This is a genomic window from Comamonas sp. C24C, assembly GCF_053345995.1.
In genome coordinates, this window is record NZ_JBKFBC010000010.1 from 177,291 (window position 1) to 190,008 (window position 12,718).

Here is a 12,718-nt window from a genome sequence, read left to right on the forward strand (position 1 = left end):
CGAGCGCGATTGTGCCAGACATGCCGGGCCGGAGCAGGACTGCGGCGCCAAGCGGTGTTGCAAATGCTTGCAATTCAGAGAGCCTGTCTTGACCCCGTTGCGTCTGCTGCTGCGTTTCAGCCTCCGACAAGTTTGTTTCAGCCACTGTGGCTGTATCTTGAGGAGGCCTTGTTCATGTTGTCTGTCCGTATCGACCCCCCGGTTCCTGGTTTCTTGCTGTCGCGCGGCCGCCTGCTGCGCGCTTCGCTGCTCTGCGCTGCCGCGATGGCGGTCGCCGCGCCGGCTTCGGCCTGGACGCGCGGCAACCACAAGCTGGCCCAGATCAGCATCGTCGAACGTGCCACGGGGCGGGTACTGCCCCAGTACAGCCACGAGGGCGAGCTGTGGGTGGTGGGCCGCCCCGGTGCCAACTATGCGGTACGCATTCGCAACCTCGAGAGCCGCAGAATCATGGGCGTCATCAGCGTCGACGGGGTCAACGCCATCAACGGCCGCACGGCGAACTCCCGCGCCGAAGGCGGCTATGTGCTGGATGCGGGCGACAGCTATGACGTGCGGGGCTGGCGCAAGAGCAATGACAACGTGGCCGCGTTCTATTTCTCCGAAAGCGATATGTCCTATGCCGCCAGAACCGGCAGGCCGCAGGATGTCGGTGTGATCGGAGTTGCGCTGTACCGCGAAAAGCTGCCCGAGCCTGCCGCCTACCAGGGGCCGCTCTATGAGCCGCAAGCGCAGGCCAGTGCCTCGGCGGCTGAGTCTGCGGCGGCGGATGTCGCCGTGCCACAGGCCGCCAGCAAGAGCAGCAGCGCCGAGCGCCGGGCACCACAGGCCTCGCCGGCCCCTTCGCTGGGCACGGGCCATGGCGCGGTTGAGCGCTCGCAAGTCACCCAGGTGGAGTTCGAGGCCGACACCGAGCAGCCCCGGCAGATGGTGCGTATCCGCTACGACAGCTATGCCAATCTGGTCGCCAGAGGCGTGATCCGCGAACCCCGTCCACGGCCGTTGCCGCGCGTGCCCAATCCCTTTCCTGGCGACAATGGCTTTGTCCCGGACCCGCCGCGCAACTGAGCAGGGTGGGCTGCGGAATTTGCATAATCGCGGGCATGCTCGCACCGCAGCTTGCACCAGACACACCCGCCGACGAAGCCCTGATGCGCAGCTATGCCGCAGGGCAGAGCTCGGCATTCGAGACGCTGTATGCCCGGCACTGCCTGCGTATGTGGCGCTATTTCTATCGCAACACGGGCGATGCGGCGCTGGCCGACGATCTGGCGCAGGACCTCTGGTTTTCCGTGGTGGACAGCGCCTCCCGCTATGAGGTGCGCAGCAAGTTCACGACCTGGCTCTTCACCATGGCACACAACCGCCTGGTCGATCACTGGCGCAGGCAAAGGCCGGGCATCAGCCTGTCAGCAGACACGCAAGAGTCCCTGCGGCTGGCCGAAAGCCTGTTTGCGGCATCGGGCTTCGAGCCCGAGCAGCAGCTCGATCGCCAACTCATGGCCCAGGCCATTCTGGCGGCACTGGCGCGGCTTCCTGGCGAGCAGCGCGAGTGCTTTCTGCTGCAGGTCGAGGCTGATCTGACGCTGGCCGAAATTGCCCAGGCCACCGGCGTTGCCGAGGAAACAGCCAAAAGCCGCTTGCGCTATGCGCGTGCCAAACTGCGCGCCGCGCTGGAGGAACTGGCATGAATATGCACCCCGAAACTCCGCCCGGCAACGACAAGCCCGATGTGCTGCGCGAGCTCTACCACGAGGCCGTGGCAGAAGACCGTGGCCCCAGTGCGCAAAGCAGCGCCGCCATTCTCGAGCGCGCACGCCAGCGTGCGGCCGGGACACCGGCGGAGCAGCCCGCGGCCAACGACCGCTACTGGCTGCGGCATGCGCTGGGCGGGCTGGCGGCCGTCGGACTGGTGGGCTGGCTGATGCTGCAGCATGGTGCCTGGTGGAGCGGGCCGGACGCCGGACCCGGCTCCAGCTCCGAAGTCGCGGCCGAGCCTGCCCAACCTGCGGATATAGACCCGGCTGCGCAGGCGCCTGCAATCGCTTCTGCTCCGGCAGCCGCAGATGCCAGCGCAGCCGGTTCGGCTTCGCAGGCCGAGAAATCCAGGCAGAGCCGGGCTCCAGCCAAGGCACAGCAGGCGCCGCCTAGCCCGGATGGGCAGGCGTCGGCCCCCGCACCGCAGCCCGAGGCTGCGCCTGCTTCCGGCGCAAGCACTGCTAAAGACATGGCGCGCTCGGCCAGACCGGCTCCCCGGGCTTCCGCGCCGCAGCGTGATGCTGCTTCGGCAGCGGATGCCGCGGCGGCGCAAAGCTCGCTATCCGGCGCGCCATTGCCGCTTTGTCCCTTGCAGACCGATAAAGAAGTTCTTGAGCAAGCCGCCAAAGAGGCCGAGGGCACAGCCTCCGGCGCGCCGGCAAAGCCTTTGCATTGCCGTCCGCGAAAGCACGAGCAATTGCCGTCAGCCAAGTCTGAGTTTGATCAGGGTGCTGCGGAAGATGTAGCAAAACCGCAGCGCTGAGACAAAAAAAGCCCGCTTGACGCGGGCTTGGGTGATGGTCTGGCCAGTCCTTTTCAGGTCTGGCGTAAGAGCATGTTACTGGATTTTTGCGCTTTTGCGCAGCTGATCCTGGAATTGCTGCAGCTTTTGCTGTTGCAGCTGCTGTGTGATCTGGGGCTTGACGTCCTCGAACTTGGGCATTTCGGCCTGGCGCTCGTCATCCATGCGGATGATGTGCCAGCCAAACTGGCTCTTGACGGGCGCGTCGGTCATCTCGCCCTTCTTGAGCTTGATCAGTGCCTCGGTGAACTCGGGCACGTAGTTGTTGGGGTTGGCCCAGTCCAGGTCGCCGCCGCGGGCACCCGATCCGGGGTCCTTGGATTCCTTCTTGGCGATGTCTTCGAACTTCTTGCCGGCTTTCACTTCGGCGATGATGGCCTTGGCGCGGTCTTCGGATTCCACCAGGATGTGGCTGGCCTTGTATTCCTTGCCGCCATTGGCTTCGACGAACTTGTCGTATTCGGCCTTGGCTTCAGCGTCGGTCACGGGGTTCTTCTTCTGGAAGTCTTCGAACAGCGCACGGATCAGCACGGTCTGGCGGGCCATGTCCATCTGCTGCTTGTAGGCCTCGGAAGCTGCCAGGCCGCGGCGGTTGGCTTCCTGCATAAAGACTTCACGTGCGATGACCTCGTCCTTGATCATCTTGTCCATCTCGGGAGCCACGGGCTGGCCGCTGGCTTCGATCTGGGCCTTCAGGGCGTTGACGCGGGCCATGGGAACGGCCTTGCCATTGACGATGGCCACATTCTGGGCCGAGGCGGACAGGGCGGCAAAGCCCAGAACTGTGGCGCCCACGATGCGGGCCAGTTGCTTTTGTTTCATGCTCATTCGAGTTGAGATCGAGAAAAGTGAATGAAGTTCAGTCCATACACAACAGGCTCCCGTCAAGGAGCCTGTGGTCAGAACCGTGGGTTCTCAAAGTACTTCAATGGCGATGGCATGAGCACCCTGGTCAATGAAGTCTTGCAGTGCATCATACACAAGGCGATGGCGTGCCACGCGGCTTTTGCCATCAAAGGCGGCGCAGGCGATGCGCACGCGAAAATGCGTGCCCACGCCGCTGTCATTGGCACCGACATGGCCAGCATGCTGGTAGCTCTCGTCGATGACTTCGAGCTGGCTCGGGGCCAGACGCTCGCGCAGGGCGGCCTCCATGGCCTGGGCGCTGAGGATCACGCTCATGGCTGCTTGTCCTTGGCTTCGGCGGTGCCGGGCGCGCCGTCCTGGGGCAGGTAGCGGCTCATGTAGATGGCTTGCGCAATCACGAACACCACCATCAGCCCCATGCCGCCAAACAGCTTGAAGTTGACCCAGGTGTCGGTGTCGAAGTTGTAGGCCACCCAGATGTTGAGCGCGCCCATGGCCGCGAAGAACGCGGTCCAGGCCCAGTTGAGCTTGAGCCAGATGGCATCGGGCAGCTGCAACTGGGCACCCATGACGGAGCGCAGCAGGTTCTTCTTGAACACCAGCTGACCGATCAGCAGCGCGCCGCCCATGAGCCAGTACAGCACCGTGGGCTTCCATTTGATGAAGTTGTCGTCATGGGCCAGCAAAGTGGCGCCGCCAAACAGCACGATGACGCCGAGGCTCATCCATTGCATGGGTTCGATCTTGCCGGTTTTGAAGCGCAGGTAGGCGATCTGCGCCACGGTGGCGACTATGGCCACAGCCGTGGCGGTGTAGATGCCCCAGACCTTGAAGGCCACGAAAAACAGGATGATGGGGAAGAAATCAATCAGCAGCTTCATGCGCGAAATGGTAGTCGTTCTGAAAATTCAGACTGCGCAGCACCGGCAAGGTTCCCGGTGCTGCGAGCAAAGTCGCATCATGCACCAAAGCCCGGGCCGTACCGCCAGCAAAGCCTTGTGAGCCGGACGGATTCAGCTATCAAAGCTGATAGCCTGAGCCTGCGCAGCGCGCCCGCGCCGGCATGGCTGCGGCCTTGCTGCTCAAGCCTTGTCAGCTCTTATTTTTGGGGCTCGTCCTGGAAATCCAGCGAGGCTGAATTCATGCAGTAGCGCAGTCCGGTGTCGGTGGGACCGTCGGGAAAGACATGGCCCAGATGGGCGCCGCAGTTGCTGCACACCGTCTCGGTGCGCACCATGCCGTGGCTGCGGTCCACGATATTGGTGATGGCGCCGGGCACGGCCTGGTCAAAGCTGGGCCAGCCGCAGCCCGCATCGAACTTGGTGTGCGAGTCGAACAGCTTGTTGCCGCAGCAGACGCAGTGGTAGCTGCCGTCGGCCCAGAACTGCTCGTATTTGCCGGTGAAGGGGCGCTCGGTGGCCGCATGGCGCGTGACCTGGAAGGCCGCGGCTTCAGCACCCTTGTCCTGCAGCAGGGCTTGCCATTCTTGGTCGGATTTCTGGATGGGAAAGCTCATGATGAACAGCTGATTTCAATCGAGGAAGCCCAGTCGGGCGGGAAGCCGGCCCAGTCAGCGTGGTCCGGATGCGAGTCATAAGGCGCTTGCAGCACGGCCAGCATCTGCTGCACCGGCGCGAAGTCACCGTCCCGGGCGGCGCGGATCACGGTTTCGCCCAGATGGTTACGCAGCACGAAGCGCGGATTGGATTTTTGCATCAAAGCCATGGCCTGCGCGCTATCCACTTGCGCCAGCTGCTCTGAATAAGTGAGCGACCAGGCATCGAAGCTGGCCCGGTCAAGAATGATGTCACGCAGCGGCTCGAAGTCGATCGGCCCTGCCTGCCCCTGTGCGACGGCGTCGGTCAGGCGACTGAAGAAGATGGTGTAGTCCACCTTGTTGTCGGCCAGGATCTGCAGCAGCGGGTTGACCAGCAGTGCAAAGCGGCCTTCGGTGGCCGGCGTGCCGGCCTCGTTCTCGGGCAGGCCCAGCTTGGCCAGCATCTGGCGCGCATAGGCGGCGGGAAAGACGGTCTTGTACGACTCCAGCGCCGCAATCGTCAGCTCTTCGTCGCCGATCAGCGGCAGCAGGGCCTGGCCCAGGCAATACAGATTCCAGTAGGCCACCTGGGGCTGGCGGTTGAAGGCATAGCGGCCCTGGCTGTCGCTGTGGTTGCAGATATGGCCGGGGTCGAAGGCGTCGAGAAACTGGAAGGGGCCGTAATCGATGGTCAGGCCCAGAATGCTCATATTGTCGGTATTCATCACGCCGTGGCAGAAGCCCACGCCCTGCCACCGGGCCAGCAATCGGGCCGTGCGCTCGCTCACGGCCTGCAGCAAATTGGCGTAGTGGTTGCCGTTCAGCGCGGTGGCAGTGCGGCACTCGGGATAGTGCTGGTCTATGACCAGATCGGCCAGGGCGCGCAGCTCGGGCTGCATATCGCGTGCGGCGAAGTGCTCGAAATGGCCGAAGCGGATGAAGCTCTCGGTCACACGCGTCACGACGGCGGCGGTTTCCATGGTCTCGCGCGCCACGGGCAGGGGCGAGCCCGTCAGCGCCAGCGCACGCGTGGTGGGAATGCCTAGGGCCGCCATGGCTTCGCTGCAGAGAAACTCGCGAATCGACGAGCGCAGCACGGCCCGGCCGTCGCCCATGCGCGAATAGGGCGTGCGGCCTGCTCCCTTGAGCTGGATTTCAAAGCCCTGCTCGGTTTCGCCCAGCAGGATGGCGCGGCCGTCGCCGAGCTGACCGGCCCATACGCCGAACTGGTGACCGCTATAGACCGTGGCCAGCGGCTTGCTGCCGCCGCTGTCTTGGTCGGAGACGGCATTGCCGCTGAGGATTTGCAGTGCTTCGGCGCTATGCAGCCATTCGGGGTTCAGATTCATCCAGCGGGCCGTGCTGGTGCTGGTGGCAATCCAGTGCGGCTCGGGTACGGGCGTGGGTTGCAGATAGGTGAAAAAAGCCGGGCCCAGGGCTTCGAAGCGGCCGGGCTTGCGCCATTGCGGGGCAGGGGATTCGCTCATGCAGGCATTGTGCTTGAGCGGCATCAAGGACAGGGCTTGCAGGGTTGTTGAGCCGGTTGACGCCGGAGATCGTCCTAGGTTTTTCCCTGAGTGCTTGTCTATCGTTCAGAGGGAGGATGCAGACAAACGTCGCCACGGTTACGCATTGGTGACAGTCCTCAGATGACGGCAGGGAAGCCCGCGCTAGGATGCTTGCCGATCATCACAACGCTATCCAGGAGACTGCCAATGTTGGGTCTGATGCAAAGCCAGCCGCTGTTGATTTCTTCCCTGATCGAGTTTGCCGCGCGCAACCATGCCGACGGGGAGATCGTCTCCCGCCGTGTGGAGGGCGATATCCACCGCTATACCTATAAGGATCTGGCTGCGCGCTCGCGTCAGCTGGCCAACAAGCTCGATGCCATCGGCCTGGCCCAGGGCGACAGAGTGGCCAGCCTGGCCTGGAATGGCTATCGCCACATGGAGATGTATTTCGGCGTCAGCGGCTCGGGTCGGGTGCTGCACACCGTCAACCCGCGCCTGCATCCCGAGCAGATTGCCTGGATCGTCAACCACGCCGAAGACAAGGTGCTGTGCTTTGACCTGACCTTTTTGCCCATCATCCAGGCGGTGCATGCCAAATGCCCAGAGGTGCAGCAATGGGTGGTGCTCTGCGATGCAGACCGCCTGCCGGCAGACAGCGGCATTCCCGGCCTCATCAGCTACGAGAGCTGGATTGCGGGCCAGTCCGATCAATACCGCTGGCCGCAGTTCGACGAAAACACCGCATCCAGCATGTGCTACACCAGCGGCACCACCGGCAATCCCAAGGCCGTGCTCTACAGCCACCGCTCCAGCACCTTGCACGCCTATGCTGCCGCGCTGCCGGACGTGATGTGCCTGTCGGCCCGTGATTCGGTGCTGCCCGTGGTTCCCATGTTTCACGTCAACGCCTGGGGCCTGCCCTATTCGGCGGCGCTCACGGGCTGCAAGATGGTCTTCCCGGGCCCTGCGCTCGATGGCAAGTCGGTGTACGAACTCATCGAGTCGGAAGGCGTGACCTTTGCTGCCGGCGTGCCCACCGTCTGGCAGATGCTGCTTGGCTACATGAAGCCGGGCGGCCTGCGTTTTTCCAAGCTCAATCGCACGGTGATCGGCGGCTCTGCCTGCCCGCCAGCCATGATCACGGCCTTCCAGGACGATTACGGCGTGGAGGTCCTGCACGCCTGGGGCATGACGGAGATGAGCCCCCTGGGCACGCTGTGCACGCTCAAGAACAAGCATCTGGACCTGCCCAAGGACGAGCAGATGAAGATCCGGCAGAAGCAGGGGCGCGCGATCTATGGCGTGGAGATGAAGATCGTCAACGACGCCGGTGACGAGCAGCCCTGGGATGGCAAGAGCTATGGCGACCTGCTGGTGCGCGGCCCCTGGATCATCGACAGCTACTACAAAGGCAGTGGCAATCCCCTGGTGCGCGGTGCTGACGGCTATGGCTGGTTCCCGACGGGGGATGTGGCAACAATCGACCCCGATGGCTATATGCAGATCACCGACCGCAGCAAGGACGTGATCAAGTCCGGCGGCGAGTGGATCAGCTCCATCGATATAGAGAACATCGCCATGGCCAACCCGGCCGTGGCCATGGCAGCCTGCATAGGCATGCCGCATCCCAAGTGGGACGAGCGCCCCATCGTGGCCGTGGTCAAGAAGCCCGGCGCGGAAATCACGCGCGAAGAGCTGCTGAAGTTCTACGAGGGCAAGACGGCCAAGTGGCAGATTCCCGATGATGTGGTGTTTGTGGACGCGATTCCGATTGGCGCCACGGGCAAGATGCTCAAGACCCGTTTGCGCGAGGAGCTCAAGGACTACAAGCTGCCCACGGCCGCCTGAGCGGCCTTGGGCCCGGCTCGGGCTGGCACGACCAGAGCAAAGCCATCATCGTGGGATGATGGCTTTTTTTGTCTGGGCTCCATTTGTCCGGGCCTCTTCCGGCGCCATTGTTCGACATCCATTCCTTCTGCTCCCGGTGGCCTTATGGGGCTCGACCTTGCCGGGGCCGCTCGCTTGATGGTGGTGCTGTAGTCACTTGGGCCTGAGGGAACGCGCGGCCCGCTCGACTATCTGTGTGTGGCACTGATGGCCGGGGCACGCTTTGATCAGCTGCCCGGTGAGGTGGCGCTGCTGGCCGGGGTCAAGGCTGGCAGGCTGAGCTTCGAGCAGTTGCTGCAGGAGATAGGCCTGCATCTGGAGGACAGGGAATAGCCCGAGCCCCAGGTGCTGGGCAGCTTGGACGGCCTGCGGCTAACGGAAAGCCGGTTGCCGCTTCAGGCTTTTGAAATCAAAGCTGTCTCTGGCCCTTTGTGGGTGGGGGATGCTAGCTATGGTTTTGGAAGTTATGGCTTGAGGTAAACCCTGCAGTCGCCAATGTGATATGCGCTAGGGCAACCCCCAGGCCGCAGGCGCAGGCTTGCCCTTTAGTCTGGGCGTCGCTCATAAACACCAACGGAGACGCTCTATGAAGTTTGCAATCAAGGCTTTGACAGCATCGGTGATCCTGGCGTGCGCGGGGAGTGCGATGGCCCAGAAGGGGGAGACCGTCAAGGTCGCCTGGATTGACCCGCTCTCGGGCCTGATGGCAGCGCTGGGTTCCAACCAGCTCAAAAGCCTGCAGTACGTGGCAGAGGAACTCAACAAGGGCAATGCTTCGGGGGTGAAGTTCGAGATCATCGGCATCGACAACAAGCTCAGCCCGCAGGAGACCACGGCCGCACTGCGTTCGGCCATGGACCAGGGCGTGCGCTATGTGTTCCAGGGCAACGGCTCGGGACCGGCGCTGGCCATCATGGATGCGCTGGAAAAGCACAATGCGCGCAACAAGGGCAAGGAGGTCGTGTTCCTCAACTATGCGGCGGTGGACCCCGATCTGACCAACAGCAAATGCAGCTACTGGCATTTCCGTCTCGATGCCGATACCTCCATGAAGATGGAGGCCTTGACCACGTACATGAAGGACGTACCTGAGATCAAGAAGGTCTATCTGATCAACCAGAACTACTCGCATGGCCAGCAGGTGTCCAAGTACGCCAAGGAGATGCTTAAGCGCAAGCGCCCCGATGTGGAAGTCGTGGGTGACGACTTCTCGCCGCTGGCCCAGGTGCGCGACTTCGCGCCCTATGTGGCCAAGATCAAGCAGTCGGGCGCAGACACGGTGATCACGGGCAACTGGGGCTCGGATCTGGCACTGCTGATCAAGGCTGCCAACGACGCGGGCCTGAACAACGTCAAGTTCTACACCTATTACGCCATTGCCACGGGAGCACCCACGGCCATGGGTGCGGCAGCGGCCGGCAAGGTCTATATGGTGGGCTACGGCCACCTGAACATGCCCGGTGCCATGGACAAGATCGTCAAGGGCTTCAAGGCCAAGGTCAACGAGGATATGTACACCGGCACCGTGTACACGGGGCTGAACATGCTCGATCAGGCTTTTGCCAAGGCCAAGACCACCGATCCCGTCAAGGTAGCCGCGACCATGGAGGGCATGAAGTTCCAGAACTACAACGGCGAAGTCGAGATGCGCAAGAGCGATCACCAGCTGCAGCAGGGCCTGTACATCGCGCGCTGGGAAAAGGCCGGCGGCAAATACCCCATGGACTCCGAGAACACGGGCTATACCTTTGCACCCGTGAAGTACTTCGAACCCTATGTGGCCAGCACTCCCACCAGCTGCCAGATGAAGCGTCCCTCCTGAGGCGATGCGAGAGACGCGAATTTCGGGGCGCCCTGGTGGCGCCCTTTTTTGATCGCGGGTTTCATTCGTCTGCAAGTGCGAGCAGCTGTCGCGCAAGTGTCGCCAACTGCCGCGAATCGGCCCGGCAAGTCGCATGCGTGATAGTTCCTAAGGCTTTCCCCAGCGGGAAAAAGTCTACCGACCGGTAGATTGGCGTCAGTCGCTAGCAAAAATGGTGAAAGGAGACAAGTATGAAATGGGTTATGCGAGCAGTGGCCGTCTCGGCCATGGCCGTGAGTGCAGGTGGAGCCTGGGCTCAAAAGGGCGAAACCGTCAAGATCGCCTGGATCGATCCCTTGTCCGGCCTGATGGCCGCCGTGGGAACGAATCAACTCAAGACCTTTCAGCTGCTGGCGGAGGAGTTCAACAAGAAAAATGCCTCGGGCGTGAAGTTCGAGATCGTGGCGCTGGACAACAAGCTCAGCCCGCAGGAAACCACGGCCGCCCTGCGCTCGGCCATGGATCAGGGCGTGCGCTATGTGACGCAGGGCAATGGCTCGGGCCCGGCGCTGGCCATCATGGATGCGCTGGAAAAGCACAACAGCCGCAACAAGGGCAAGGAGCTGCTCTATCTCAACTACGCGGCCGTGGACCCGGACCTGACCAACAGCAAGTGCAGCTACTGGCATTTCCGCCTCGATGCCGATACCTCCATGAAGATGGAGGCGCTGACCACCTACATGAAGGACGATGCCGAGGTCAAGAAGGTCTATCTGATCAACCAGAACTACGGGCACGGCCAGCAGGTGTCCAAGTACGCCAAGGACCTGCTCAAGAGAAAGCGTCCCGATGTGCAGATCGTGGGCGATGATTTTTCTCCGCTGGCCCAGGTACGCGACTTCGCTCCCTATGTGGCCAAGATCAAGCAGTCGGGAGCCGATACGGTGATCACCGGCAACTGGGGGGCTGATCTGTCGCTGCTGCTCAAGGCGGCCAATGACGCTGGCCTGAACAACGTCAAGTTCTATACCTATTACGCGTTTGGCGCCGGCGCTCCCACCGCCATGGGCGCGGCCTCCGACGGCAAGGTCTATACCGTGACTTACGGGCACTACAACATGGGAGCGCCGATTCAGGCCAGCATGGAGAGCTTCAAGAAGAAGTTCAACGATGACCTGACGCAAAGCTCGATCTACCATGTGTTCGCCTTGCTGGATGCGGCCTTTGTCAAGACGGGCTCCACGGACCCGGTCAAGGTGGCGGCGGCTCTCGAAGGCATGAAGCTCAAAAGCTTCAATGGCGAAGTCGAAATGCGCAAGAGCGACCACCAGCTGCAGCAGGGCCTGTACATCTCGAAGTGGCAGAAGGCGGGTGGCAAGTTCCCCTATGACGCCGAAAATACTGGCTACACCTTTGCGCCCGTGAAGTACTACGAGCCCTATGTGGCCAGCACGCCCACCAGCTGCCAGATGAAGCGTCCGTCCTGAGCCAGGCTCGCATATTCTCACCCTCCCTCGTGCTGCAGCATCCGCGCCGACCAGAACGTATAACAGGTGCAGTGCTGCAGCGGTCTTTTCGCTCATGAGAACAAGGCAAGTCGATGACGCCTGAATTTTTCACCATATCCATGCTCAACGGCGTGAGCTACGGGCTGCTGCTCTTCATGCTCAGCTCGGGCCTGACGCTGATCTTCAGCATGATGGGCGTGCTGAATTTCGCCCACACCAGCTTCTACATGCTTGGCGCGTATTTCGCATACACGCTCAGCGGCATCATAGGGTTCTGGCCCGCGCTCTTTTTCAGTCCGGTGCTGGTGGGCGTGCTGGGGGCGCTGTTCGAGCGCTACAGCCTGCGCCGGGTGCACAAGTACGGCCATGTGCCCGAGCTGCTGGTGACCTTTGGCCTGTCCTATCTGATTCTGGAAGTGGTGCAGCTGGTCTGGGGGCGCGGCACCGTGCCCTATGCGCTGCCGACGGCGCTGCAGGGGCCGCTGTTTACCTTGTATGGCACGCAGTTCCCCAAGTCGCGCTCCTTTGTGATGCTGGTGGCGCTGTTGATGCTGGTGGCCGTCTGGCTGTTGCTGACGCGCACGCGCATCGGCCTGGTGATCCAGGCCGCGCTCAAGAACCCCGAAATGGTGGAGGCGCTGGGCCATAACGTGCCGCGCGTCTTCATGCTGGTGTTTGGCGGCGGCTGCGCGCTGGCAGGTCTGGCTGGTGTGATCGGTGGCAATACCTATGTGACCGAGCCCGCCATGGCGGCCTCCGTGGGCTCCATCATTTTCGTGGTGGTGGTGGTCGGCGGCATGGGCTCGCTGGCCGGGGCTTTCGTGGCTTCGCTGCTGATCGGCGTGGTTCAGACCTTTGCCGTGGCGCTGGACTGGTCGCTGGCCGGCCTGTTCAGCTCCATGGGGCATCAGGTCAACGAATCTACCTTCGGCTGGCCCGTGCTGCGGCTGACGCTGTCTCAGGTCGCGCCGATTCTGCCTTACCTGTTCCTGGTGCTGATTCTGATCTTCCGGCCCAAGGGCCTGCTGGGTACCAGAGGAGATTGAG

At 62.4% G+C, this 12,718-nt stretch carries 13 protein-coding genes; 8 read left to right on the forward strand and 5 right to left on the reverse strand.

The window, feature by feature from the left end; all coding sequences use genetic code 11:
• Nucleotides 1–174: 174 nt before the first annotated feature.
• From ACLBXN_RS18460 to ACLBXN_RS18470, 3 genes are read left to right on the forward strand one after another with little or no spacing between them, the layout of a single operon-like run.
• Nucleotides 175–1,068, forward strand: coding sequence for a hypothetical protein (locus ACLBXN_RS18460; RefSeq protein ID WP_447613093.1), 894 nt, complete (start codon nt 175–177; stop codon nt 1,066–1,068).
• Between the two features lie 35 nt (nt 1,069–1,103).
• Nucleotides 1,104–1,691: an RNA polymerase sigma factor gene (locus ACLBXN_RS18465; protein ID WP_447613094.1), complete on the forward strand. Its 588-nt coding sequence runs from the start codon at nt 1,104–1,106 to the stop codon at nt 1,689–1,691.
• A complete protein-coding gene (locus tag ACLBXN_RS18470) occupies nt 1,688–2,521 on the forward strand; it encodes a hypothetical protein (RefSeq protein ID WP_447613095.1) in 834 nt (277 codons plus the stop codon). Before ACLBXN_RS18465 ends, ACLBXN_RS18470 begins: the two co-directional genes overlap by 4 nt.
• 75 nt (nt 2,522–2,596) lie before the next feature.
• Here ACLBXN_RS18470 and ACLBXN_RS18475 read toward each other — a convergent pair whose 3' ends face one another.
• The 5 genes from ACLBXN_RS18475 to ACLBXN_RS18495 all read right to left on the reverse strand — a co-directional run bounded on the left by ACLBXN_RS18475 (nt 2,597) and on the right by ACLBXN_RS18495 (nt 6,475).
• Entirely contained in the window at nt 2,597–3,388 is a 792-nt protein-coding gene (locus tag ACLBXN_RS18475; RefSeq protein ID WP_003053722.1) for a peptidylprolyl isomerase, read from the reverse strand.
• 87 nt (nt 3,389–3,475) lie between these two features.
• Entirely contained in the window at nt 3,476–3,742 is a 267-nt protein-coding gene (locus ACLBXN_RS18480; protein WP_211459168.1) for a BolA family protein, read from the reverse strand.
• Nucleotides 3,739–4,308 (reverse strand): septation protein A, encoded by a 570-nt coding sequence (locus ACLBXN_RS18485; RefSeq protein WP_211459167.1) that lies wholly within the window; start codon nt 4,306–4,308, stop codon nt 3,739–3,741. Before ACLBXN_RS18485 ends, ACLBXN_RS18480 begins: the two co-directional genes overlap by 4 nt.
• A 218-nt stretch (nt 4,309–4,526) precedes the next feature.
• Nucleotides 4,527–4,943 (reverse strand): peptide-methionine (R)-S-oxide reductase MsrB, encoded by a 417-nt coding sequence (gene msrB, locus ACLBXN_RS18490; protein WP_043005228.1) that lies wholly within the window; start codon nt 4,941–4,943, stop codon nt 4,527–4,529.
• Nucleotides 4,940–6,475, reverse strand: a complete 1,536-nt coding sequence (locus ACLBXN_RS18495; protein ID WP_447613096.1) for a protein adenylyltransferase SelO — start codon at nt 6,473–6,475, stop codon at nt 4,940–4,942. The genes msrB and ACLBXN_RS18495 overlap by 4 nt, the downstream gene beginning before the upstream one ends.
• Nucleotides 6,476–6,679: 204 nt before the next feature.
• Here ACLBXN_RS18495 and ACLBXN_RS18500 point away from each other — a divergent pair, with 204 nt between their 5' ends.
• The 5 genes from ACLBXN_RS18500 (at nt 6,680) to ACLBXN_RS18520 (ending at nt 12,717) form a co-directional block, all read left to right on the forward strand.
• Nucleotides 6,680–8,323 (forward strand): 3-(methylthio)propionyl-CoA ligase, encoded by a 1,644-nt coding sequence (locus ACLBXN_RS18500; RefSeq protein WP_447613097.1) that lies wholly within the window; start codon nt 6,680–6,682, stop codon nt 8,321–8,323.
• Nucleotides 8,324–8,560: 237 nt separating this feature from the next.
• Nucleotides 8,561–8,695, forward strand: coding sequence for a hypothetical protein (locus ACLBXN_RS18505; protein WP_447613098.1), 135 nt, complete (start codon nt 8,561–8,563; stop codon nt 8,693–8,695).
• A gap of 253 nt (nt 8,696–8,948) precedes the next feature.
• Nucleotides 8,949–10,184 carry a branched-chain amino acid ABC transporter substrate-binding protein gene (locus ACLBXN_RS18510; protein WP_003053735.1) on the forward strand — a complete coding sequence of 412 codons (1,236 nt, stop codon included), beginning with the start codon at nt 8,949–8,951 and terminating at the stop codon, nt 10,182–10,184.
• A 230-nt stretch (nt 10,185–10,414) separates the two neighbouring features.
• A complete protein-coding gene (locus ACLBXN_RS18515; RefSeq protein WP_003053737.1) occupies nt 10,415–11,650 on the forward strand; it encodes a branched-chain amino acid ABC transporter substrate-binding protein in 1,236 nt (411 codons plus the stop codon).
• A gap of 113 nt (nt 11,651–11,763) precedes the next feature.
• Entirely contained in the window at nt 11,764–12,717 is a 954-nt protein-coding gene (locus tag ACLBXN_RS18520) for a branched-chain amino acid ABC transporter permease (protein WP_003053739.1), read from the forward strand.
• Nucleotide 12,718: the final 1 nt, after the last annotated feature.